Origin of the sequence: Ruegeria sp. HKCCD6604, from assembly GCF_013110635.1 — a bacterium.
In the GTDB taxonomy this organism is placed as follows: Bacteria; Pseudomonadota; Alphaproteobacteria; order Rhodobacterales; family Rhodobacteraceae; genus Ruegeria.
In genome coordinates, this window is the sequence record NZ_WVQW01000004.1 from 78,370 (window position 1) to 101,345 (window position 22,976).

Below are 22,976 nucleotides of genomic sequence, written 5' to 3' on the forward strand. Positions count from 1 at the left end.
CCGTCGTTTGCCAGACGCAGACAGAGGGCACATACCCAGATATTACGCAAACACGCCATCAAGCCTCCTTCCGAGACGCCCCGCCTCGGGTTGGTTTATAGTGCGATGGCAGGTCTCCTGACTTGCGGGTCGTTGCTTGGCCGACCTTCCCAACCCATGCGGGTCAGTGGTGAAGTGGCGTCGCTCACCGCTTACAGTTGCGGGGGCAGTCACGGACTTGGCACATTCCAGCGCCGCACCGTGTTCCCATTTTCATCCCTTACGGAACCATCCCGCTCAGCTAGTCCGGCAATGCCAGACTTGTCAAGCGGCAGACGAAGGCGGTGGTAGATGGAATTGCAACAGCCGCGCCAGCTGTCCTGCTGCGCCAGCCCGGACCGAACGGTGTCAATAGTCTGATACAAGAAGGAAATCCGGCTCGAAATCTTTCTCGACCTTTGAAAACCGTGGAATTGGCTTTTCAAACACATTGTCCGTACGGTCGTCATTCATGGTCGATACCTCGCCAATAAGGCAATCGCGGCGCTCGGCCCAAAAAGCGTGCCAGATGCCGGGCATCAGAGTTGCGCTTTGCCTCGGCTTCAGCCGTACGTACTCTTGGGGTTGCAAGGTTACAGGGCAGGCATCGCTGGGGACCGTCACCGGGTTGTCGCGGTCGACGCCACCGTTTGGATCCGACGCATGAATTTCCAGAACGAGATCGCCGCCGCCCCGGTTGATGATGTCTTCTGCCTTGATAATATGCCGGTGCATCGGAGAAAGCTGATTGTCTTTCAAGATCAACAGTTTTCTGCACAGAGCATCCCACGCCCGGATTTCAGATCCTTCGTCTAACCATTGCGTAGAGTGAACGGGAATAGGCAATGTTCGTCGAAACGGCCTTGTGCGTAATTGGTAATGTTCCATCCCAGCCTGCGGCTGCGGACAGTTTCGACCAAAGAGATGCGCATTTTCTCGGGCGATCAATCCGCAAAGAGCGGCTATGCGGCGCCGAAAGATTGAATGAACGTCTGGGCCTAGGGCTTGATGTGGTTGATTTCGGATCGTTTCATCATGCCATCCCGCAGATCAAAGTTCGTGCGCCCAAGGGGGTTCCGCCCCGGCTCGGGAAACGGTCACGGCCGCCACGTCAGCGCCCAGTTCCATGGCTGCTTGCAGGCTTTCAACCGTCAATCCGCGCAGACCTGACTTGGTCAGATGCCCTGCGCGGCTGAGCTCGGTCAGAACGCCGGCGTTGAACGTGTCACCTGCACCGATCGTATCGACCACTTCAACGGGTTTCACAGGAACCGAAACTTCGGAACCATCCGCCAGGTAACCGTGTGCCCCGTCGCTGCCACGCGTGACGATGACAACGGAAGGACCCGCCTGCAACAGCACAGACGCTTTTGCGGATTCGGCTTCAGCGCCCGGAATGATCCAGTCCAGGTCCTCGTCTGAAACCTTGACGATATCCGCACGCGAGATCATGCGGTTCAAACGCGTCCGAAATCGGGTTTGATCCTTGATGAAATCCGGGCGGATATTCGGGTCCAGCATCACTGCCCGGTCGGAACCGTGGCGGTCCAGAAGGGCGGCGTAGGCATCTGCGCAAGGTTCACACGCAAGGCTGATTCCGCCGAGATACAGGGCAGAGACAGCAGGAAGCTGATCGGGCATGTCTTCGGGCAGCAACATCCGGCCCGCAGTGTTTTCATCAACAAAGCTGTACGACGCGTGTCCATCCGAGAGCTGCACAAAGGCAAGCGTGGTCGGACGGTCCGAGGTGATCACATGTGTCGTGTCCACATGGCTCGCTTTCAGCGCATCGATCAGTTGTTGGCCGAACATGTCCGATGACAAACCTGTCAGCATCCCTACCGGAACACCCAGACGTCCCATCGCGACGGCTGTGTTCAGAACTGCACCACCAGTATGTGGCACAAAACCAATTGCGCCCGATGCGGTCGGTTCTGAAATCATATCTATCAGCGCTTCACCACAGCACAGGATCATGTCTTGGTCCTTTTTGGTAAGAAACTTCGGTTAGTCTGGTTGCTGTCTCAGCGCATTCTTGCAGAAGTTGTTTGCGCCGATGATCCCGAACTCTGCCTGTTCAGATACGTATAGGTTCAGGGAGCGGCGCAAATCGCTGAAGCGGCCGCCGCCGTTGAACGCATCCTTGAAGTTGTCACTGAATAGCCAGCGGTTTTTCTCGGCAACGCCGCCGACGAGGAAAACGCCCCCCTCCGGCATCAAGGTGACCGCCAGATCACCCATCAAAGCACCCAGATGGGTGGTAAAAATCTGCGCGGCTTTTTCGGCGACCAGATCGGTGCCGTTACGGGCATCGTTCAGAATGTCCTTTGCAGAGCGCGCCTGAGTTCGCGCTTGACCGGCTGCCAATTCAACCGCCTGGTACAGGATCGGCAGGCCGGTTCCGCTTAGGAACATTTCTGCTTCCAGCGCTAGGCTGTCCCCAAAGAAACAGCCCGGTGCGATGCGACGTGCCGCCTCAAAGATATCAACTTCGTCGCGATGGCGCGGGTACAGGCCCACGTGCCCGCCTTCGCCGGAAACCGTGTGATACCTGCCTTCGGAATATAGCAACGCACCAACGCCAAGCCCGGTTCCGGGCCCTACAACCAGCCGTGTGCCTGCGGGCGGCGTTACCTGACCCTGCAAGACCGCCACATCCGACCGGGTCACCTCGGCCACTGACCATGCCGCGGCGGTAAAATCATTTATGACAAAGGTGCGCTGCGCTCCTGTTGCATTTGCCAACTCTGTCTCCGAGAGATCCAGGTTCGCGTTGGTCAGCTGAATCGTTCCGTCCCTGACCGGCCCGGCTCCGGCTGCTACGACGGCCTGTGGGTTGGTTCCGATCTCGTCCCTGAGATCATGGAGCGCCTCCAGCAGGTTTTCCAATGTTCCTGTCGGGTGTTTCCGAAGATCTGCCAATTCGCCATTCGTAACGACGCCCAGACGTGTGTTCGTGCCCCCGATATCCGCGACCAGGTTCCAATGCTCATGCACGGCACCGAATGGTTGCGCTAACGGCTGAGAGACGCTCTGACCCTCGGACAGGGCGGATTTCAGCGCCATGAAAGACGCTTTGGGAGTTCTCACAAGTGTTTCGAAATCCACGTCCACCAGTCCAAACCTCTTCTCGTACCCGAAGGCCCATTCATAATTGTCCAGCAGCGACCAGACAAAATAGCCATTCACCGGAACACCTTGTGCCAAAGCGTCCAGTACGGCCGCAAGGTGCTTGTCGAGATAATCGATACGATCATCGTCCTGCACGCGCTCCTCACTCGCCATACCGTTTTCGGTGATATAGATTGGCAACGTGCCCGTATAGTCTTTCCTTGTTCTGACAAGAAAGCGGGTAAGGGCAGAGGGATCGATTTCCCATCCCATCTGCGTTTTGGGTAACGGTCCGGGAACCTCTTGCAGGCTGGGCCAGGCGGCGTCCGCCGGGGCAATCAATTTTCGGGTATAGTAGTTCAACCCGCACCAATCGACCTGTGTGCCGATGGTTTCAAAGTCGTTCTGCCAGCCCTTGGGCAAGTGCGGCTCCAACCCCTCCAAGGCTGTTTGGGGATATTCCTTGTTGAAAACACCGCCAAGGAAAAACCGGTTGTAGATCGCATCGTAGCGATCTGCCGCAAGCCGCGCATCTGCGCTGTCATCTGCGGGCTCGGACCATTCGAGGTTGAACACGGCACCCAGATTGCTCATCCCAAGACTGCGCATGGTCTGAATGGCCCGCCCGTGGGCCAACAAAACGTGATGCATCGCCCGGGCGGCGGCGCGGATATCGCGCAGACCGGGCGCATGGTGGCCTTCAAAATGGCTCAGCCAACTGACACACCAGGGTTCGTTGATCGGCGCGGCACTGAACATCCGGTCGCCGATCCGACCCATGATGACCTGCGTATAATCCGCGAACCAATCCGCGATGTCGCGATTGCACCATCCCCCCTGATCCGCAAGCGCTGACGGCAATTCCCAATGATAAAGCGTCACACAGGGGCGGATACCGCGTTCCAGCAGGGCGTCCGCTAATCGGTCATAATAATCCAGCCCCGCCTGATTGACCTGACCACGCCCGTCCGGCAGCACGCGTGCCCAGCTGGTCGAAAAACGATAACAGTCAAACCCGGCTTCGCGCACCAGATCGAAATCCTGTTCGAACCGGTTCAGGTGATCGCAGGCGACGTCTCCGTTTTCCCCGCGCACCACGTTGCCCGGCGACGCCGCAAAGGTATCCCAATGAGTTCGCCCCGCCCCGCCCTGCGCGTGGCCTTCAATCTGGTACGCAGAGGTGGCAACACCAAAGAGAAAATCTTTGGGAAAATCAGCGCGTGCGTGTTTCATGGTTGCACCTTGTTGGGCGCAGGGCCGGTTGACCTGCCCACGACCAGTTCGGCCTCCAGCAGCCGGGTTTTGACGGGATCATTCGGGGATTTGATGCGCTGGATCAACATGTCAGCCGCCATTTCACCCGCCTGACGGACGGATGAGCGCGTTGCCGTGAAAATCGGAACATCCTGTCCGTTCTTCAAATAGGACAGGTCGTCGTCATGGGCGATCACTGACACATCCGTACCCATCGCAAGCCCGTTTTCGGACAGCGCACGCCGTACGCCGATGGCAGAGATCATCGATGAACACAAAATAGCGGTCGGAGGAGAATCCAGGCGCAACATGTTCTGCGTTTCGTGATGGCCGTAAACCTCTGTCATTTCAGCGCTGCGCATCAGATTTGCATCGGGCGCAAGCCCGGCCTGACCAAGCGCCTCAAGATATCCGTCGCGGCGGCGTTGGGCAAAATCCATATCTTCCAGACCGTTGATCAGAGCGATACTGCGATGGCCAAGGTCAATCAGAAAGCGTGTGGCGCGCATGAACGAACTTTTGTTGTTGACGTCGATCCAGTCATATTGCGCGTCGACGCCGGTCGACCGTCCGTGCACGATGAATGGGACGCCCATGCGGGTCAGGACTTCGATCCGTGGTTCGTTCACTTTGGGGCCTTGCAGCACGACTCCGTCCACCGCGCCGCGCTGAAAAAGACTCCGATACGCTTCTTCAATCGAAGTGTCGTCGGCATTGGTGAACATCATGTCATAGCCATGTTCAGCGTATTTCTTTGCGGCACCGGCGACGAAGTCTCCGAAGATCGGGTTGACCATTTCATGCCGGGACGAGCTGGGAATGACGTGGCCGATCACCATCGATCGTCCGGTCGCAAGCCCCTTGGCGCGACTGTTCGGCCGGTACCCGTGTTTGCGCGCCGCGGCTTGAACGCGCGCACGTGTGTCCTCGCTCACTTCGGGGTACCCGTTCAGCGCCCGGCTGACCGTAGTTTGCGAAAGGCCCAGAACTTCCGAGAGCTGCTTCAGGTTCATTTTTCGATTCAAAGCGCCTTAAATTGGGTGGCTCTTTTTTGTTTTGTGAGCAAATGCGGCATCCGTCAACTTGTTTTGCGTTGAAAGCAGAAAATATAATTATTTTGGCGCTGGGAAGCAAAATATTGACAGGGCGCCAATGTTAGCGGATAACACACATCATCCAAAGCGCTTTGAAAGCGAGTCTTTGAATACATGAAAGCTTGGGAGGAGGATTTGATGAAACACGGGCTTTACGCAGGTGCGGCGGCACTCGCCCTGATGGCCGGATCAGTTCAGGCAGAGGGTGAGATGATCCATGCCGTCGGCGAGGGCAGTTTTGACTGGGATGGGTTTCAGGCCTTTGCCGAAGCGAATGATCTGTCCGGCGAAAGCCTGACCATTTTCGGCCCCTGGCTGGCTGGCGAGGGCAAGTCCTTCGAAAACCTCGTGGCCTATTTCGATGAGGCAACAGGCGCGAATTCCAGCTATGTGGGTTCGGATTCTCTGGAACAGCAGATCCTGATAGATGCGGCCGCAGGCTCGGCGCCGAATCTGACTGTTTTCCCGCAGCCTGGTCTGGCGGCAAACCTCGCAAAACAGGGCTATCTGACGCCATTGGCCGAAGGCACTGCGGACTGGATCAAGGAAAACTTCGCCGCCGGTCAATCCTGGGTCGATCTGGGTACGTTTGAGAACGCGGAAGGGTCTGACGATTTTTACGGGTTCTTCTTCAATGTGAACGTCAAATCGCTGGTTTGGTACGTGCCCGAAAACTTCGAAGACTTTGGGTATGAAGTGCCCGAAACCATGGAAGAGTTCAAAGCTCTGATGGATCAGATGGTCGAGGACGGCGAAACGCCCTTATGCGTCGGTCTGGCCTCGGGCGGCGCAACGGGTTGGCCTGCGACGGATTGGGTCGAGGATCTTATGCTGCGTACGCAACCACCTGAAGTCTATGACCAATGGGTGTCGAACGAAATGAAGTTCGATGATCCCCGCGTCATAGCCGCGATTGAGGAATATGGCAGCTTTACCCGCAATGACGACTATGTGGTAGGTGACGCAGACGACACGGCGGCAATCGATTTCCGTGACAGCCCCAAAGGTCTTTTCGATAGCCCGCCCGCTTGCATGATGCATCGTCAGGCTTCGTTTATTCCCGCCTATTTTCCGGAAGGCACGGAATTGGGGGTGGATGCTGATTTCTTCTACTTCCCGGCTTATACCGAAAAAGACCTGGGGACGCCGGTGCTTGGGGCAGGGACATTGTTCACAATCACCAACCCAAACCCTGCAGCCGAAGCCTTTCTGGAGTTCCTCAAAACACCTTTCGCCCATGAGATCATGATGTCGCAGGACGGTTTCCTGACGCCTCATCTGGGTGCAGATCCCGCGAACTATTCGAATGATTCACAGCGGGGACAGGGCGAAATTCTGACCAACGCAACGACCTTCCGCTTTGACGGGTCCGACCTGATGCCCGGTGCAGTCGGGGCGGGTACGTTTTGGACCGGGATGGTCGATTACTCGTCGGGTGCAAAAGATGCAGCCACCGTGGCACGTGAAATCCAGGCGTCCTGGGACGCAATCAAGTGACCAACTCATGGGGCGGTCCTGAGGCCGCCCCGTTTGCCAAACGGATGGGCGTATCATGACACCCGCACTACAAGGCCTGCTGACGATCGCCATCGGCGTGTCGGGTTGCGTGGGCTACTTCTATCTTTCCAACCAGTTTCTGGACAAAGTCCTGTTTCCGCCGCGCGGGCCAAATGCGGGCCGAAACATCAACCGCGCGAACTTGATCCGCCCGTGGTTGTTCCTGTTCCCGGCGCTTGCTGCATTGGGGCTGTATCTGGCGTATCCGGTGGTTGAAACCTTGCGCCTTTCGCTTACGGAACGCGTGCCCGGTGGCGGATACCGCTGGGTTGGCCTGGACAACTATACCCAAATGGCGGCCGAGCCGAAGTTTTGGGAAGCCATGCGCAACAACATGTTCTGGCTGATCGTCGTGCCGGCCATGTCAACGGCTTTTGGTCTTCTCGTGGCGCAACTGACCGACCGCATCCGCTGGGGCAACTTTGCCAAATCCTTGATTTTCATGCCGATGGCCATTTCATTTGTTGGTGCATCGGTGATCTGGAAATTGGTTTATGATGCGCGACCAGCGGAACAGGACCAGATAGGCATCCTGAACGCGCTGTACATCTTCTTCGGCGGCACCGAACCCAACACGTGGTTAACAATTCCTTTCTGGAACAGTTTCTTTCTGATGGTTGTCCTGATCTGGATACAGACGGGTTTCGCGATGGTCATCCTGTCGGCGGCCTTGCGCGGTATTCCCGAAGAAACCATCGAGGCGGCCATTTTGGATGGGGCCAATCCCTTTCAGATCTTCTTCAAGATCAAGGTACCGCAGATCAAAACCACGATCCTTGTTGTTTGGACGACGATCACGATCACCGTTCTCAAAGTGTTTGACATCGTCTTTGCCATGACAAACGGCCAGTGGGAGACACAGGTGCTGGCAAACTACATGTACGACAAGCTTTTCCGCGCCAATGACTGGGGCGTCGGATCCGCCTCGGCCATGGTGATCATGTTGCTTGTTACGCCGATCCTCGTTTGGAACGTGCGCAACGCGCGCAAGGAGATGGAGTAAGCCATGAGCGATATCGCCGGAACCAAACCCGCGCTCAGATGGGTGGTGCATCTGTCAGTCATCTTCCTGGTGGCTCTTTGGGTCATTCCTACGCTTGGCTTGCTGATTTCGTCCTTTCGGACGGCAGATCAGATTTCGTCCAGCGGCTGGTGGCGGTCGCTGTTTCCCTCTGAACAAAACCTGACGCTTCGCAGTGCCGCGCCCGAGACGCAGGTGCTGGAAAACGGAGTGTATGTCATTCAGGGGGCGTTGTTCGGCGAAGATGAGCAAGCAACGATTTCCAGATGGGGGATCAGTTCGCGCGAGGTTGATGCATTTGAACCGGGCCAAACAGCCGAACTGCGCCGAGGTGGTACGATCACGGTGGATGCGGCCGGCAACTACCGGATGGAAAACACCGAGGAGTTCACCGGGAAACGTGGCGCGCGCATCTTCGTAACAGCGGAACTGCCACCCGAGTTCACTTTGGAAAACTACCGAAAGGTTCTTCTGGATCAAAGCAGTACGGACAGCATGGCCAAGGCGTTCTTCAACACGCTGACCGTAACCATCCCGGCGACCATAATTCCGATTTTGGTTGCCGCCTTTGCAGCTTATGCACTGGCGTGGATGGATTTCCCCGGACGCGCCTTGCTGATCGCGGCTGTTGTTGGCCTTTTGGTCGTGCCGCTTCAATTGGCCTTGATCCCGTTGCTGAAGTTTCACCTCAATATCGGGATCGGCAAGGGCTATCTGGGTGTCTGGCTTGCGCATACAGGGTTTGGGATGCCCCTGGCGATTTACCTGCTGCGCAACTACATGGCCGGATTGCCGCGTGATCTGATCGAGAACGCCCGCGTCGACGGTGCCACCGAGTTTCAGATCTTCACCAAACTGATCCTGCCACTCAGCTTCCCGGCGCTGGCGTCTTTCGCGATCTTCCAGTTTCTGTGGACATGGAATGACCTGCTTGTTGCCAAGGTTTTCCTGATCGACGCGACCGGCCAGACAACCGTGATGACGAACCGCATCGTCGAGCTGCTGGGTACGCGTGGCGGCAACTGGGAAATCCTTGCGACCGCTGCATTTGTCTCGATCTTCGTGCCGCTGGTCGTCTTCTTCGCAATGCAAAAATACCTGGTCCGGGGCCTGTTGGCCGGATCTGTCAAATAGAGGCGTCTGATGAACGTGCAGAACAACCTTGAACAATGCAAAGCAACGAAACTGTCTTCGGATTGGTGGCGCGGTGGTGTGATCTATCAGATCTACCCACGCAGTTTTCAGGACAGCAACGGGGATGGAATCGGTGATCTGAAAGGCATCACTGCGCGACTGGATTACATCGCCTCGCTGGGCGTTGATGCAATTTGGATCTCGCCGTTTTTCAAATCGCCGATGAAGGATTTTGGGTACGATGTCAGCGATTACCGCGATGTCGATCCCATGTTCGGGTCGCTGGCGGATTTCAAAGAGCTTTTGGATCAGGCCCATGCGAAGGGTCTGAGGATCATGATTGATCTGGTCCTGTCGCATACATCCGATCAGCACCCTTGGTTCATCGAAAGCCGTAGCAATCGGGAAAACCCGAAATCCGATTGGTATGTTTGGGCGGATCCCAAACCGGATGGCACGCCACCGAACAACTGGCTTTCGATCTTCGGCGGCTCGGCCTGGCAATGGGATGCCCGACGGCTGCAATATTATCTGCACAACTTCCTGACATCGCAGCCGGATCTGAATTTCCACTGCCCGGATGTTCAGGATGCGTTGCTGGACGTAGCGCGGTTCTGGCTTGATCTGGGGGTGGATGGCTTTCGGCTGGATACCATCAATTTCTATTTCCACGACAAGGCGCTTCGCGACAATCCTGCGCTGCCGATGGATCAACGCAACGCCACGATCGCACCGGCCGTGAACCCCTACAACCATCAGGACCACCTGTTTTCAAAAAGCCAGCCCGAGAACATCGCCTTCCTCGAAAGACTGCGGGCCTTGACGGACGAATATGAAGGCCGGGCTTGTCTGGGTGAGGTCGGAGATGCGCAGCGTGGGCTCGAGATCATGGGCGAATACACATCCGGGGATAAGCGGATGCACATGTGCTATGCCTTCGAGTTCCTGGAAAAACGTTCATTGACAGCAACTTACACCAAGCACGTTTTCGACCAGCTGGAAGCGAAGGCAGGTGACGCGTGGCCATGTTGGGCATTTTCCAACCACGACGTGCAGCGTCACGTCTCGCGCTGGAATCTGGATGACGCGGCAGCCCGCCAGCACGCGGTTCTCATGATGTGCCTGCGCGGCTCTGCCTGCCTGTATCAGGGAGAGGAGTTGGGCCTGCACGAAGCGGATGTGCCGTTCGAGAAACTGCAAGACCCCTATGGCATCGAGTTCTGGCCCGAATACAAGGGCCGCGACGGCTGCCGCACACCGATGGTTTGGGCGGCACAAGATGAACAATCGGGTTTCAGCACCGCAGAGCCCTGGCTGCCGGTAAGCGCACAGCAGGCCGGGCAGGCGGTGGACCGATTGGAGGCGGATCCAAGCTCTATGTTGAACCACTACCGTCGCGCCATTGCCTTGCGGCATGCGCATCCTGCTTTGGCAACGGGGGCGCAGACCGGCATGACGGAAACGGGTTCGATTCTGTCTTTTGTGCGTGAGGATTTGCATGAGCAGATATTCTGCGCGTTCAATCTGGGCACGGATTCTGCCGCGTTCAACCTGCCCGAAGGCAGTTGGCAGGTCATGGGTCAGGACCTGGGCGGTGTCGAAGGAAGCGGCAACGTTGTCCTGAACGCGGCGCAGTTCATCCTGATGTACAGGAAAAAGGGATAAAGCATGTCTGAACTCAACCTCACGGACGTCGCCAAGTCCTATGGCCCTGTCGATGTTTTGAAGAACATAAACCTCGACATCGAACAAGGCGAACTGATCGTTTTTGTCGGTCCTTCCGGATGCGGCAAGTCCACCCTGCTGCGGATGATTGCCGGGTTGGAGAAGATTACAGGCGGCACGCTGGAAATCGAAGGGCAGGTCATGAACGATGTTCCGCCTGCACAGCGGGGCATCGCGATGGTGTTTCAAAGCTATGCTTTGTATCCCCACATGACCGTTCGCGAGAACATGGCCTTTGCCCTGAAAATCGCGAAGATGCCCACGGCCGAGATTGATGCTGCCGTAGACCGTGCCGCTCAAATCCTTCAGCTGGAACCATTCCTGGACCGCCTGCCAAAAGCTCTTTCCGGGGGGCAGCGTCAACGGGTTGCCATCGGGCGCGCGATCGTACGTGACCCAAAGGTGTATCTGTTCGACGAACCCCTCTCGAACCTCGACGCGGCACTTCGGGTGGCCACGCGGATCGAGATCGCGCGTCTGAAAGAGGCCATGCCTGACAGCACCATGATCTACGTGACCCACGATCAGGTCGAGGCGATGACACTGGCCAGTCGGATCGTGGTATTGGCCAACAAGGGCATCGCGCAGGTCGGGACACCGCTTGAACTGTATGAGGCGCCTGACAACGAGTTTGTTGCGCAGTTCATCGGTTCGCCTTCCATGAACCTGCTGTCCGGCACAATCACCGGAACCGGCGAAATGACCACCGTCGAACTGTCATCAGGCGGGATTGCAAGATCCGCGGTTCCAACCGAAGACAGTGACCTGGGGAAAAAGGTCAATATCGGGGTGCGCCCCGAAGACTTGGCCATGACGGAAGAATCCGCGATTCTGTCCGGCAAGGTGGATTTCACCGAAGCCCTGGGCGAAGTCACGCTGCTGTATTTTGAGAAAACCAATGGTGCGGATGCAGTCATTGCAAAGCTGCCGGGGGTTCAGCGGAACCTGCGCGGCCAGACGGTCTCGGTCACGGCCGCACCGGACAAGGTGCATCTGTTCCACAATGGATTGTCCATGCGTAAATAGCAGCGAAACGCAGTTCTTGACAGAATTGCGTTTTGTGTTTCACCATAATTGAAACGTTTCAATGGTGAAAAATGCGGGTATCGGCGCAGCTTTACACGGTTCGGCAATGCGGTGACCTCTCGGACCAACTGAAGTTGGTTTCTGCTTGCGGGTTTTCGGATATCGAAACCACCGGTCTGCATGACATGACACCGCAAGAGATGGCGCGCATCGTCCATCAATCAGGTCTTAACCTTCGTTCTGCACATTTCGATTGGGAGGAGTTCCACGAGCGTTTCGATGACATCGTTGAAGTACTTCACCTTTTGAAATGCCAGGTGGCGGTCATGCCTTGGCTGGCGCCACAGGCGCGGCCCGGCACTGTCGAGGGATGGAAGGCAGTGTCGGGCCAGTTGTCCGATTGGGCAAATCGACTAGGAGATCACGGCGTCAGCCTGGCCTATCACAACCACGATTTTGATCTGTTCGGGGCGCCGGGAAAAACGCCTCTTGAACAGATTCTGGCGCAAGAAAACATCTATTGGCAACCTGATATCGGTTGGATCGTCGCGGCTGGTCAGGACGCGGCTGACCTGCTGGCGCGCCATGCGGATCGCATCCTGTCTGTTCATGCAAAGGACGTGGACCCACAGGGCGGATCAGGCGACAGGCGCTGGCGCAATCTGGGTGAGGGTGTTGTCGATTGGGACGCCACGATACGAGCCCTTTCAACCACCAAGTGCACCGACCTTTTCGTCGAGCATGATGAAACCGCCGATCACAGGCGCACCTTGCAAACGGGGCGGTCGTTTTTGACTGAACGGCTTGGGGGTATCGGCTGATGGCGCGGGCAACGATCAAATCGATCGCCCGTATGACCGGCTATTCAGTTGGTACAGTTTCAAACGCCCTGCGCGGAGCCTCTTCGGTAAAGCGCGAAACGCGGGAAGAGATCCAAAAGGCGGCGTCCGAGCTTGGGTATCGGGTCAATCTGGACGGCCTGAAACTGCGCACCAATAAATCCTACAGGATTGCTGTTTTGGTCAGCGTTTCGGGCAGTGCTGCTGAAGAGTGGGAAGGTGTGGAGTTTACCCGGATTCTGGCCGGAATATCCGACGCGGTTCAAGGGTCACGCTATGAGTTGAGTGTCTTCAGCGTACGAGATGTTGAAGCCGCATTGCAGACCCTACATTCCATTGTGCAGGAAGGGTTGGCAGACGGCGTGATCTTTTCCGGAACTCGGGTGAATGACCCGCGTATCGCCTATCTGCAAGATGAGGGTTTTCCGTTTGTCACGTACGGGATGAGTGACAGTGCCCAACCACATCCTTACGTGGATCTCGACAGTCAGGCCGCTGCTTTTGATGCAACAGCTCGGCTGCTGGCATTGGGGCACAGGCGGATCGCGCTTATCAATCCGCCGGATGACCTGATCTACGCCCGTCAACGTCTCCAGGGATACTCAGACGCTCTGTCGGCAGGTGGCATGGAGTTTGACCCGGCCCTTGTTTTTCCCGGCCCGACCACAGCGAAGACCGGGCAAAGGGCGTTTGCGGCGCTGATGCGAATGCACAACCGGCCAAGCGCCATTATTTGCGCGAACGAGGCGATGACCCTTGGCGCCTTGTCCGCCGCCGCCGACATGGGCGTTCAAATCGGCAGGGATGTCGTCGTCATTTCCAATGACGATCTGAAACTCAGCCAGTATTTCGTCCCCCCGCCCAGCACCTATTATTTGCCGATAGGCGAGACCAGCCGCCTGCTGGGGGAATTCATGCTAAAAGCATTGAACGGCGTTGATCCGTCCGAAACGCAAAAAAAGATCAGGGCCAGATTGATCGAGCGGCAACCTGACACCCCGGCGCCGGGTATGGCGCAGACCAACTGAGCCAACAGAGGAGAAACCGAACATGTTCAAAAACCTATTTGCCGCTGCAACGCTTGCAATGCTGACAGCGCCTGCGGCTTTTGCCGCCGATCTGGAAGGTCGCGTGCTCAAGATCGGAACGGATGCAACCTATCCCCCGATGGAAACCGTCGACGAAGCAACCGGTGAAATCGTAGGCTTTGATGTCGACGTGATGAACGCAATCTGTGAAAAGATCAATTGCGTTCCGAATTTCGTAAATACTGCCTGGGACGGCATCTTTGCGGCGCTTCAGCAGGGTGAATTCGATCTGGTCATCTCGGGCGTATCGATCACGCCCGAGCGTGAAGAGACTATGGACTTCTCCGAACCTTACATCGTTGTCAGTCAGGCCATTTTGCTGCAGGTCGACAACGCGGATATGACGCTTGAGGATTTCAAAGCGGGTGGCCAGAAACTGGCGGCACAAACCGCGACGACCAACGCCCAACTGGCGGAAGAGCTTGTGGGGCGCGAGAATGTCAGCCTCTACGACAACTTCTCGGCGGCTATTCTGGCGCTGCAGAACGCAGACGTGCAAGGGGTGATCATTGATGGTACGTCCGCCTCTGCCTACGAGCAGGAGTTTGCCGGAGAACTGACAGTAGGCATCACAGGCCTGCAATCGGATCCATTGGGTATCGTGTTTCAGGAAGGTGACCCGACGGTGGATGCAATCAATGCTGGTCTCGCAGCCATTCAGGAAGACGGCACGCTGGACACGCTGAAAGCCAAATACTGGGGCACAAACTGATCCTTCAAGCCTTTTTGGGCCCGGAGGCTGAGGCTGCCGGGCCATGTTTCAGCGGAGAAGTTCCATGTTGCGTCTCAGCACGATCCGCCCGAGCAATCTTGTGTTGCTCGCAGCCGCTCCCTTCATCTTCTATCTATTCGCCACGTCTTCGAAATACCTGCGATCTTTGATTGCAATTCTGGGGATCGGCAACAATGCAGGGCCTGTTTTCGTCGGCTTTCTGCTGATCGTCTCGGTTGCAATCCTTGGATATCTCTGCGCCCGGTATGCACGTTTTTCAAATCATGCCCCGGGCTGGTTGCGCGTTTCCGCCTTAGCGGCGCTGCCCGCATCAATTGCGCTTTTGGTCTCAAGCTTCGTATCTCCACAGCTTTTGATGCCCTTCGCGGAATCCGTTTTCTTTCATGCGCTCAGCGAGAACACATCAACCCTGATCGACCGGTCCAGTCAGACGTGGGTGTTGTATCCCGAAGTCGTGACCCAGGTTCAAACAGGACTGCAAGTTCTTCTGGCCGCATACACAGCTGTTGTCGGCTTGAGCCTGCTGTCCGCGGGGTTGCAACCCCCTTGGCGCAGGCGCGTTCTTTTGGGGCTGGAATGCCTTACAGGTGCGGTTTTGTTCTATCTGATGTTCATGGCCCACTGGCAGTTCGCGACGGGCGTTGCCATTACGTTTCGCGCAGCCATCTTCGCCTATATCTTCTCGGCCATTCTGGGCTTGATCTGGGTGGGGCTGCAATCGTTCAAACCACGGGCGCGCACCACGATTCTGTATGGTTCCATCAGCCTGTCATTGCTTGCGATATCAGCATTTTTCTTCATGCAGCCGCAGGTCAGTTACGTTCTGGTCGGAAGCACCGAAGGGCGCATCGCCATTGTGCGCGGCACGCCACAGGCGCAGGCTGACATCATCCGGTTTGGAGAGTTCGACGGTGCCGGCGAACAACAATACCGCATACGCAGCGCCACTGATGCAGCGGCCGCTCTGGAGCAGATTGAAACCGTAGACAGCGTTTCCGGAGCGTTTGTTCCCGTGGATGCTCATTCACAAGGCTATCCGGTTCTGTGGCAGACCAGTTTCTTGCCTGACAAATACCGGAATCCCGCTCTGGCTTTTGCTGTTTTCGGCTTTCTACTGCTGACGCTGACCATTGGCGGCGCACAGCACAAGCTGCATCCCTTGGCGGTCGGGGCCGAATTTTTCGTGGACACGATACGCGGCATTCCGATGTTGGTGATCATTCTTTACATCGGCCTGCCCTTGGCGGGCGCGGTCAAGGATGCCACGGGGGGCGGCATTGATATGACCAACATGACACGCGGGATCATCGCGATTTCGGTCGGGTATTCGGCCTATATGGCCGAAATATTCCGATCTGGGATCGAGGCCATCCCGAATGGGCAGCTGGAAGCAGGCAGTTCGCTGGGCTTGTCGCGCTGGCAGACGGCGCGGCTGATCGTTCTGCCACAAGCCCTGCGGATCGTCACCCCGCCATTGGGCAACGAATTTATCGCGATGATCAAGGATACCTCGTTGCTGTCCATCCTGTCCGTCCGCGACATGACCCAAAGGATGCGAGAGTTTCAGGCAGCAAGCTTTCTGCCCTTTGCGCCGTTCAATACGGCAGCAATTCTGTATGTGGTACTCACCCTCTGTTGCGCAAGCTTCCTGAAATGGATCGAACGGCGCACGGCAAAGGACAACCGATGAGCAAACTGGAGCTTGGGGTTTGCTACTACCCCGAACAATGGGACCCGTCCCAGTGGCGCAGTGACGTCGCGCGGATGGCCGGGATGGGTTTGGATTGGGTTCGGATCGCCGAGTTCACCTGGGGTCTGATTGAACCGGAACGCGGCCAGTTTCAGTGGGACTGGTTGGATGACGTCATCGAGATTCTGGGGCGGGCCGGCCTGCGGGTCATGATGTCGACTCCAACGGCTGCGCCACCCAAATGGCTGATTGATGAGCACCCCGAAATTCTGCCGGTTGGCCCGGACGGCCGGGTCAGGGGTTATGGTTCCCGCAGACATTATTGTTTTTCCAGTGACGTGTACCTGGCCGAGGCGCAAAGGATCGCCACGGAATATGCCGCCAGGTATGGCCAGAACCCGCATGTCCATGCCTGGCAGATCGACAATGAGTACAATGACCACGACACCGTTCTCAGCTATTCCGATGCCGCACGGGCGGGATTTCGGCGCTGGCTGGCAAAACGATACGGTACAATTGACGCATTGAACGAGGCCTGGGGGACCGTGTTCTGGGGGAGCCTCTATTCCGGCTTTGACCAGATTGAACTGCCCAATGGTTTGGTTGCTACACCCAACCCCACCCATGCCCTTGATTTCAGGCGCTATTCTTCGGACCGGGTGCGGTTGTTCAACAAGACACAGGTGGACGTGCTGCGCGAACTTGCGCCGGGTCGAGATATCACGCACAACTTCATGGCCGGTAGTTTCGAATTCGATCACCACGCAGTGGCCGCCGATCTGGATATCGTCGGCTTTGACAGCTACCCGCTGGGTAATCTGATGGGTTCAACCCTGTCAGAGAAGGAAAAGCGCCGTTATCTGCGAACCGGCGCGCCTGATTATCAGGGGTTTCATTGCGACTTGTATCGCAGTCAGGGGCGGGGGCGGGTATGGGTGTTGGAACAGCAGCCGGGGCCGGTGGACTGGGCGGCACAAAACCCTTCCCCAGCCGAAGGGATGGTTCGGCTTTGGACCTGGGCCGCATATGCACACGGCGCGCAAGCTGTGATGTTTTTTCGATGGCGCCAGGCAAAGTTCGCGCAGGAACAATACCATACAGCTTTGCTGCGCTCGGATGACAGTCTGGATCAAGCCGCGCTCGAACTGGCTCAGATTGTGAAGGATCGCGAAAACCTGCCGTCAACGACGCGCGTTAAAGCCTCGGTGGCGATGATGCTGGATTACGCTTCGATCTGGGCGGCCGATATTCTGCCGCATGATGATGACTTCCCCAATTCCCATATCTTCCGCGAATGGTACACCGCCTTGCGCTGTCTGGGGGTGGACATTGATTTTGTGGGTCCCGAGGATGGTTTGGAAGGTTACGCCCTGATCGTGCTGCCGCAAAGCATGATCGTGACCCCAGATCTGGCCGCAAGACTTGAGGTTTCGGGGGCAAAGCTTTTGATTGGTGCCCGATCCGGCAGCATGACACCTCAAATGCAGACCCCTTCGAATCTGGCGCCGGGTGCGTTGGCGGATCTGACCGGCGTCCGTGTCGCCCGTGTCGAATCGCTGCCGGATATTGCAAGGGAATCCGTGCAGTTGCAGAACGGTCAGCTTTTTGGCTTTGGCGGTTGGCGTGAAATCGTCGAGACCGAGGCAAATTTCCTGGCGCGCTTCAAAAGTGCCTATTGCGACGCCAGCCCAGCGGTCGTCCGGTCGGATCGTGCGACATATCTGGCCATGGTACCCGGCGCTGCGCTCGTGCACGAGATTATGCGCGATGTCTTGGAATGGGCAGGGCTGAAGCCTCTGGACTGCGATCCAGACCTACGCGTAACCCGACTCGGTACGTTGCATTTTGCTTTCAATTTTGGTGACATGTCCAAACCCTTGCCCGGTGGTGGATCACGACGAATTTTGATCGGCTCGGATCCGGTTGGCGCGCGCGATTTTACCGTATGGCAGGTAAACTAACGCTCTGAAATTCAACCGAAACGTGTCAAGAACAAAAACTGGACATAAGAATTCCGTAAACTGTCACTTTTGGACTGACGAACGGGCACAGAAAGTCCTATGAATAAAAATACAAAAACAAACTCATCCAACAATGGGAGATCACCTATGGCTAAACATTCTTCATTTTCGAGACGCTCTGTGTTGAAAGGCGCAGGTGCCGCGGCACTTGCGGCACCCCTTTACAGCAAGAGCGCTCTGGCTTCGTCGGGCGAAATCAACATTCTGATGTGGTCGGACTACCTGCCGCCCAGCTTCATCGAAGAGTTTGAGACGCTTACTGGAATCAAGGTGAACTATACCGGTATCGGCTCGAACGAAGAGATCATCAACAAGATGAAGGCCACCAAGGGCCAAGGTTTTGATATCGTTTCACCGACCAACAACCGGTCGTTGCAGTGGGAACCGCTGGAGCTGCTCCAGCCCTTCGACATGAACAAGGTTCCGATCGATCTGGTGAACCCTGCCATGGCCAAGATTGGTACTGATGCGTGGAACTTTGGCGATTCAGGTGCGCACTGGCTGCCGCATATCTGGGGTACAGAAGGAATCGCTTACCGTACTGACCTGTGGCTACCGGATGGTGATGCGCCGTCCTATGGCGACGTGTGGTCGGAAGCGAACGCCGGGAAAACCATGGGCCGCGCGCATTCCATGATGCTGGGCGCCGGCCTTTATATGGAACGCGCTGGCGAGATGGAGCCGGGTTCGGTCTGGGCGGCATATGGTGATGAAGACACTATGCGTAAGGTTTGGGGCCAGATCACCGATTGGTGCGTTGCACGCAAGGACCGCATCAAACTGATCTGGAACGACGCCGACACACAGAAGAACGGTCTTCTGAACGAAGGCGTTATTGTTGGCCAAACCTGGGACGGCCCACCCCTTGCACTGAAATCCGCAGGCGAGCCGGTGCACTATCAGGCGCCTGTCGAAGGTGCGATGGCTTGGGTGGATGGTATGTCCATGCCAACTGGTGCCGCAAATATCGATCAGGTTTACGCTTTCATCGACTTTGCCTATCAGGCCAAGCCGGCCGGTGTTGCCATTGACAGCCACGGCTACAACTCGCCGGTATTGGGCGCCGACCAGTATTCCGGCGACACCTACAAGAAGAACTTTGCCGAGGCCTATCCGGGCGACTCGCTGGCCAATCTCAATCCGTGGCCGGCAGAAGCGCCGTGGTATGCTGAAACCCGGACCGAGTTCGTCAACAAGTTCAAGAGCGCTTAAGCGTTCCGAACCTTCGCCCTCCGCATCCTGCGGGGGGCACCCATCTGCGCGCCGTCCCGGCGTGGCGGACACTAATACTGTGTGGTGACAACACGCACCTCAGGGAGAAACCAAAAATGAGTGCAGGGGTCGGAGTCGATCTGGAAAACCTGTGGATCCGTTTCGGCGACTTTGTCGCCGTGCGCGATGCAAACGTCAACATCAACGGGGGCGATTTCTTTTCTTTCCTCGGGCCATCGGGCTGCGGAAAAACAACCATTCTGAGGGCAGTGTCCGGCTTTCTTGAACCAAGCGAAGGCAACGTCCTCATTGGTGGCAACAATATGCGTGGCATCGGGCCCAACAAGCGTCCGACGGCGCTGATCTTTCAGAACCTCGCATTGTTCCCGCTGATGAAGGTCTGGGAAAACATCACATTTTCCATGGAAATCAAAGGGGCCAGTGCTGCCGAACGCCGCAGGCGCGCCGATGAGCTTCTGGACATGATTGCGTTACCGGGGCAGGGGGACAAGCTGCCAAGCGAATTGTCAGGCGGTCAACGTCAGCGTGTTGCGATTGCCCGGGCACTCTGCGCCGAACCGGACGTGCTGTTGCTGGACGAGCCCCTTTCGGCACTTGACCTGAAACTGCGCCAGCACATGCGGACCGAGTTGCGTGAAATTCAGCAGCGCGTGGGCATTACCTTCATCTACATCACGCACGACCAGGGCGAAGCGCTGACCATGTCGGACAATATCGCCGTCATGCGTGCCGGTGTGATTGATCAAATCGCCGACGGGAAGACGATTTACAACGATCCCAACACGGCTTTCGCGGCTTCATTCGTCGGCGAAAACAATGTGTTCCGCGGTAAAATCAAGCAAGTGATGGGCAAGGAAGCTTTGATCGCGACCAACCGTTCGGGTGATCTGGTGGCAAGGATTTCGACGGCCAATCAGGGCAAGATGAAAGAAGGTGATGACGCGATGATGTTCATCCGTCCCGAGGCCTTTGCAATTGCCCCCGATGGCGCAACGGGCGATCACTTCGTCACCGCCCGGGTCAATCATGAAGAGTTCGAGGGCAACGTCTTTAACATCTTCACAGAAGGTGAAGGTGGAAAAGAAATCAAGGTCTCGATCCCCAACCATGGGCAATCTTTCGAGGACCACACCGGACAGAACATCACGCTGGAATACGAGACGCACAACGCGGTCATCGTTCCTGCCGGTGAACTGGCAGCGGAATAGGGGGACGATCTCATGCCCCGATTTCTGAAAGAATTCTTCAATCGCAACGGCACCGGTATGGGCTTGGCGATCCTGGGTCTGGTTCTGTTCTGGACCATCGGCCTTATCATCCTGCCGCAGCTGTCGATGCTGGATTTCTCGTTCCGTCCAAACCTCCCGCCTCCAGAGATTGGCGGGCCGAAGGACGTCTATACGCTGGAGAACTACAAGTACCTGATATACGGCCCTGAAGGCGGCAGTCAGGATTACAACACGGTTGACCTGCGGGTGTTCTTCCGCACCCTCGTGGCGGCCGTTTGCGTCACGATTTTCAACCTGATCATCTGCTATCCGATCGCCTACTATCTGGGGCAGTCCGAAGGCAGCCACATCCGCATCTTCGCGATCATGCTGATCATCCCTTACTGGATCAACGAAATCCTGCGCGCCTTTGCGTTGCGGATTATCTTCGGTGAAACAGGTGTTCTGAACACGTTGTTCGTGGGACTGGGGGTCTGGGATACGCCGTTCGACTTCATTCGGAACGATATCGCGCTCTATGCCGGTTTGGGCTATGCCTATATTCTGCTGATGATCTTCCCAATGTATAACGTCATAGAAAGTTTGGATAAAAATCAGATCGAAGCCGCGCGCGACCTTGGTGCGCCGTGGTGGCGGATACATTGGCGTGTGGTCATTCCTTATGCCAAGCCAGGGATCAGTTCGGGCTGTACGATGGTGTTCATGCTGTCTGCGGGCGCGCTGGCGGCACCGCAGATCCTGGGCGGGCCTTCGTCGCTGTGGTTCACACAGCTGATCTATCAGCAGTTCAACGATAACAACGACTGGCCGCAAGGGGCTGCTTACGCGATCGTCCTGCTGGTGACCTGTATCCTGTTCGTGCTGGCCATGATGCGCCTGTTCAAAGTGAACATGGGGGATATCGGGAAATGAACAATTCCTTTCTCCGCATAAGCATCTGGGTCTATCTGGCGATTTTCTTCCTGTATCTGCTGGGACCGCTTGTGATCATGTCGATCACCGCGTTCAACTCGTCCGGCTTCCCACGGATGAGCCCGTGGGAATGTCTGACCTTCCAGTGGTTTGGCGAGCTGTTTCAGGATCAGCGCATCCTGAACGGTATCAAGAACTCACTGATCATCGGGATCGGCACGGTCATCCTGTCAGTGGCCATGGGTCTGGCGGGTGCACTGATGCTGACCCAGATCTGGCCAAAACTTCGGGCGACTTACTATACGATCATTATCGCTCCGATCCTGATCCCGGGTGTTGTTCTGGGTATCTCGACGCTGGTGTTCTGGGATCGTATCAACCGGATGCTGGGACTGGGGGCGGACAGCTTCCTGTCAAATGGCATTTTTCTGACGGTGATCGGCCAATCAACCTTTATCGCCAGCTACTGCATGCTGGTGTTGGTGGCACGCTTGCAGCGATACGACGTGGCCTTGACCGAGGCTGCGCTGGACCTTGGTGCCAGCCACGCACAGGCCTTCCGCAAGATCCTGTTGCCGTTCATGCGCCCGGCGATTGCATCGGCAGCGGTGTTGGCGTTCCTCGCATCGTTCGAAAACTACAACACCACCACCTTTACCTTCGGTGAATACCCGACGTTGACGATCGAACTGGCCCAAAAGGTCCGTTATGGCATCACACCCGCGATCTCGGCGCTGGCCTTCATCATCGTGGCGCTGACAGTGTTCTTCGCTCTGCTGAACGAAGCCAAGCTGAAACGTCAGGAACTGGTGGCAGCGGCGCGCAAGAACGCGACGGTTGAAGAGCTGGCCGGCAAGATCAAACTGCCCAGCTTCTTTTCCGGCAACATGGCAGCGGTTCTGTTGGTTGTATTTGCCGTCGCAACGATCACAGTTGTCGGCACTGCGGCCACCTACAATCCGGCGCAGTGTATCGCCGATGTCCGCGAGCAGAAGAAGCTGGAAGCGGAACAGCGTATTCAGGAGTTGCGCAAACAGCGTGAAGAACGCCTCAAGCAACGCGAAGCTGAAGAAGCGGAACAGGGCGGTGCGCAATCCACCCCGAAACCGTCGAACAACAGCGGCTTTGGCAATGTTTTTGCACCGAACTCTTTAGGGGGTGACGAAAACGAAGGCGCAGATGGTGGGTCTGACTCCGAAAGCGCTCCGTCCAACAACAGTGGTTTCGGCGGGGTGTTTGACCCCAATAGCCTGCAAAGCGACGAATAGCGGCGCAGCTTCGTAACCTCGGC

Annotated in this window: 17 protein-coding genes, 2 pseudogenes and 1 riboswitch; of the genes and pseudogenes, 14 read left to right on the top strand and 5 right to left on the bottom strand. The window is 56.7% G+C overall.

The genetic code is table 11. The annotated features are described in order from the left end of the window. Nucleotides 1-89: 89 nt before the first annotated feature. A riboswitch (cobalamin riboswitch) is annotated at nucleotides 90-287 on the bottom strand. A 100-nt stretch (nucleotides 288-387) separates the two neighbouring features. From GS614_RS12125 to GS614_RS12140, 5 genes and pseudogenes are all read right to left on the bottom strand, one after another. Beyond that, nucleotides 388-1,004, bottom strand: a pseudogene (locus tag GS614_RS12125) (D-lyxose/D-mannose family sugar isomerase). Between the two features lie 64 nt (nucleotides 1,005-1,068). Continuing rightward, nucleotides 1,069-1,995: a carbohydrate kinase gene (locus GS614_RS12130; protein WP_171205101.1), complete on the bottom strand. Its 927-nt coding sequence runs from the start codon at nucleotides 1,993-1,995 to the stop codon at nucleotides 1,069-1,071. Between the two features lie 30 nt (nucleotides 1,996-2,025). Further along, nucleotides 2,026-3,084 carry an ROK family protein gene (locus tag GS614_RS22165; RefSeq protein ID WP_253282611.1) on the bottom strand — a complete coding sequence of 353 codons (1,059 nt, stop codon included), beginning with the start codon at nucleotides 3,082-3,084 and terminating at the stop codon, nucleotides 2,026-2,028. After that, a pseudogene (locus GS614_RS22170) lies at nucleotides 3,061-4,362 on the bottom strand (GH1 family beta-glucosidase); the annotation flags it as partial. The gene GS614_RS22165 and the pseudogene GS614_RS22170, both read right to left, overlap by 24 nt. Then, a complete protein-coding gene (locus GS614_RS12140; protein WP_171169552.1) occupies nucleotides 4,359-5,396 on the bottom strand; it encodes a LacI family DNA-binding transcriptional regulator in 1,038 nt (345 codons plus the stop codon). The pseudogene GS614_RS22170 and the gene GS614_RS12140, both read right to left, overlap by 4 nt. 219 nt (nucleotides 5,397-5,615) lie before the next feature. Here GS614_RS12140 and GS614_RS12145 point away from each other — a divergent pair, with 219 nt between their 5' ends. The 14 genes from GS614_RS12145 to GS614_RS12210 all read left to right on the top strand — a co-directional run bounded on the left by GS614_RS12145 (nucleotide 5,616) and on the right by GS614_RS12210 (nucleotide 22,953). Then, complete coding sequence (locus GS614_RS12145) at nucleotides 5,616-6,974, top strand: ABC transporter substrate-binding protein (RefSeq protein WP_171119237.1); 1,359 nt, start codon at nucleotides 5,616-5,618, stop codon at nucleotides 6,972-6,974. Between the two features lie 55 nt (nucleotides 6,975-7,029). Next, entirely contained in the window at nucleotides 7,030-8,037 is a 1,008-nt protein-coding gene (locus GS614_RS12150; protein WP_171726414.1) for a carbohydrate ABC transporter permease, read from the top strand. 3 nt (nucleotides 8,038-8,040) lie between these two features. Continuing rightward, entirely contained in the window at nucleotides 8,041-9,189 is a 1,149-nt protein-coding gene (locus GS614_RS12155; protein ID WP_171726415.1) for a carbohydrate ABC transporter permease, read from the top strand. Between the two features lie 9 nt (nucleotides 9,190-9,198). Then, entirely contained in the window at nucleotides 9,199-10,854 is a 1,656-nt protein-coding gene (locus tag GS614_RS12160; RefSeq protein WP_171330986.1) for an alpha-amylase family glycosyl hydrolase, read from the top strand. 3 nt (nucleotides 10,855-10,857) lie between these two features. Beyond that, nucleotides 10,858-11,940, top strand: coding sequence for an ABC transporter ATP-binding protein (locus GS614_RS12165; protein ID WP_171169562.1), 1,083 nt, complete (start codon nucleotides 10,858-10,860; stop codon nucleotides 11,938-11,940). A 71-nt stretch (nucleotides 11,941-12,011) separates the two neighbouring features. Next, nucleotides 12,012-12,761 (top strand): sugar phosphate isomerase/epimerase, encoded by a 750-nt coding sequence (locus GS614_RS12170; protein ID WP_171364321.1) that lies wholly within the window; start codon nucleotides 12,012-12,014, stop codon nucleotides 12,759-12,761. Continuing rightward, nucleotides 12,761-13,807: a LacI family DNA-binding transcriptional regulator gene (locus GS614_RS12175; RefSeq protein WP_171726416.1), complete on the top strand. Its 1,047-nt coding sequence runs from the start codon at nucleotides 12,761-12,763 to the stop codon at nucleotides 13,805-13,807. Before GS614_RS12170 ends, GS614_RS12175 begins: the two co-directional genes overlap by 1 nt. A gap of 22 nt (nucleotides 13,808-13,829) precedes the next feature. Then, nucleotides 13,830-14,579 carry a basic amino acid ABC transporter substrate-binding protein gene (locus GS614_RS12180; RefSeq protein WP_171726417.1) on the top strand — a complete coding sequence of 250 codons (750 nt, stop codon included), beginning with the start codon at nucleotides 13,830-13,832 and terminating at the stop codon, nucleotides 14,577-14,579. A gap of 64 nt (nucleotides 14,580-14,643) precedes the next feature. After that, the gene (locus GS614_RS12185; RefSeq protein WP_171726418.1) at nucleotides 14,644-16,290 is read left to right on the top strand and encodes an amino acid ABC transporter permease; all 1,647 of its coding nucleotides are present in this window, start codon (nucleotides 14,644-14,646) and stop codon (nucleotides 16,288-16,290) included. Further along, complete coding sequence (locus GS614_RS12190; RefSeq protein ID WP_171726419.1) at nucleotides 16,287-18,251, top strand: beta-galactosidase; 1,965 nt, start codon at nucleotides 16,287-16,289, stop codon at nucleotides 18,249-18,251. Before GS614_RS12185 ends, GS614_RS12190 begins: the two co-directional genes overlap by 4 nt. Before the next feature lie 147 nt (nucleotides 18,252-18,398). Then, a complete protein-coding gene (locus tag GS614_RS12195) occupies nucleotides 18,399-19,523 on the top strand; it encodes an extracellular solute-binding protein (RefSeq protein WP_152460253.1) in 1,125 nt (374 codons plus the stop codon). Between the two features lie 116 nt (nucleotides 19,524-19,639). Then, nucleotides 19,640-20,752 carry an ABC transporter ATP-binding protein gene (locus tag GS614_RS12200; protein ID WP_152460254.1) on the top strand — a complete coding sequence of 371 codons (1,113 nt, stop codon included), beginning with the start codon at nucleotides 19,640-19,642 and terminating at the stop codon, nucleotides 20,750-20,752. A gap of 12 nt (nucleotides 20,753-20,764) precedes the next feature. Beyond that, nucleotides 20,765-21,685 carry an ABC transporter permease gene (locus GS614_RS12205; RefSeq protein ID WP_171119259.1) on the top strand — a complete coding sequence of 307 codons (921 nt, stop codon included), beginning with the start codon at nucleotides 20,765-20,767 and terminating at the stop codon, nucleotides 21,683-21,685. Then, the gene (locus GS614_RS12210) at nucleotides 21,682-22,953 is read left to right on the top strand and encodes an ABC transporter permease (protein ID WP_171205113.1); all 1,272 of its coding nucleotides are present in this window, start codon (nucleotides 21,682-21,684) and stop codon (nucleotides 22,951-22,953) included. Before GS614_RS12205 ends, GS614_RS12210 begins: the two co-directional genes overlap by 4 nt. Nucleotides 22,954-22,976 lie beyond the last annotated feature (23 nt).

Excerpts from the sequence above, each read along its gene's own strand:
- GS614_RS12130 (WP_171205101.1), bottom strand. The coding sequence starts at position 1,995 with ATGATCCTGTGCTGTGGTGAAGCGCTGATAGATATGATTTCAGAACCG.
- GS614_RS12175 (WP_171726416.1), top strand. The coding sequence starts at position 12,761 with ATGGCGCGGGCAACGATCAAATCGATCGCCCGTATGACCGGCTATTCA.
- GS614_RS12145 (WP_171119237.1), top strand. The coding sequence starts at position 5,616 with ATGAAACACGGGCTTTACGCAGGTGCGGCGGCACTCGCCCTGATGGCC.
- GS614_RS12205 (WP_171119259.1), top strand. The coding sequence starts at position 20,765 with ATGCCCCGATTTCTGAAAGAATTCTTCAATCGCAACGGCACCGGTATG.
- GS614_RS12185 (WP_171726418.1), top strand. The coding sequence starts at position 14,644 with ATGTTGCGTCTCAGCACGATCCGCCCGAGCAATCTTGTGTTGCTCGCA.
- GS614_RS12140 (WP_171169552.1), bottom strand. The coding sequence starts at position 5,396 with ATGAACCTGAAGCAGCTCTCGGAAGTTCTGGGCCTTTCGCAAACTACG.
- GS614_RS12165 (WP_171169562.1), top strand. The coding sequence starts at position 10,858 with ATGTCTGAACTCAACCTCACGGACGTCGCCAAGTCCTATGGCCCTGTC.
- GS614_RS12190 (WP_171726419.1), top strand. The coding sequence starts at position 16,287 with ATGAGCAAACTGGAGCTTGGGGTTTGCTACTACCCCGAACAATGGGAC.
- GS614_RS12170 (WP_171364321.1), top strand. The coding sequence starts at position 12,012 with ATGCGGGTATCGGCGCAGCTTTACACGGTTCGGCAATGCGGTGACCTC.
- GS614_RS12180 (WP_171726417.1), top strand. The coding sequence starts at position 13,830 with ATGTTCAAAAACCTATTTGCCGCTGCAACGCTTGCAATGCTGACAGCG.
- GS614_RS22165 (WP_253282611.1), bottom strand. The coding sequence starts at position 3,084 with ATGGCGCTGAAATCCGCCCTGTCCGAGGGTCAGAGCGTCTCTCAGCCG.
- GS614_RS12200 (WP_152460254.1), top strand. The coding sequence starts at position 19,640 with ATGAGTGCAGGGGTCGGAGTCGATCTGGAAAACCTGTGGATCCGTTTC.
- GS614_RS12210 (WP_171205113.1), top strand. The coding sequence starts at position 21,682 with ATGAACAATTCCTTTCTCCGCATAAGCATCTGGGTCTATCTGGCGATT.
- GS614_RS12195 (WP_152460253.1), top strand. The coding sequence starts at position 18,399 with ATGGCTAAACATTCTTCATTTTCGAGACGCTCTGTGTTGAAAGGCGCA.
- GS614_RS12150 (WP_171726414.1), top strand. The coding sequence starts at position 7,030 with ATGACACCCGCACTACAAGGCCTGCTGACGATCGCCATCGGCGTGTCG.
- GS614_RS12160 (WP_171330986.1), top strand. The coding sequence starts at position 9,199 with ATGAACGTGCAGAACAACCTTGAACAATGCAAAGCAACGAAACTGTCT.
- GS614_RS12155 (WP_171726415.1), top strand. The coding sequence starts at position 8,041 with ATGAGCGATATCGCCGGAACCAAACCCGCGCTCAGATGGGTGGTGCAT.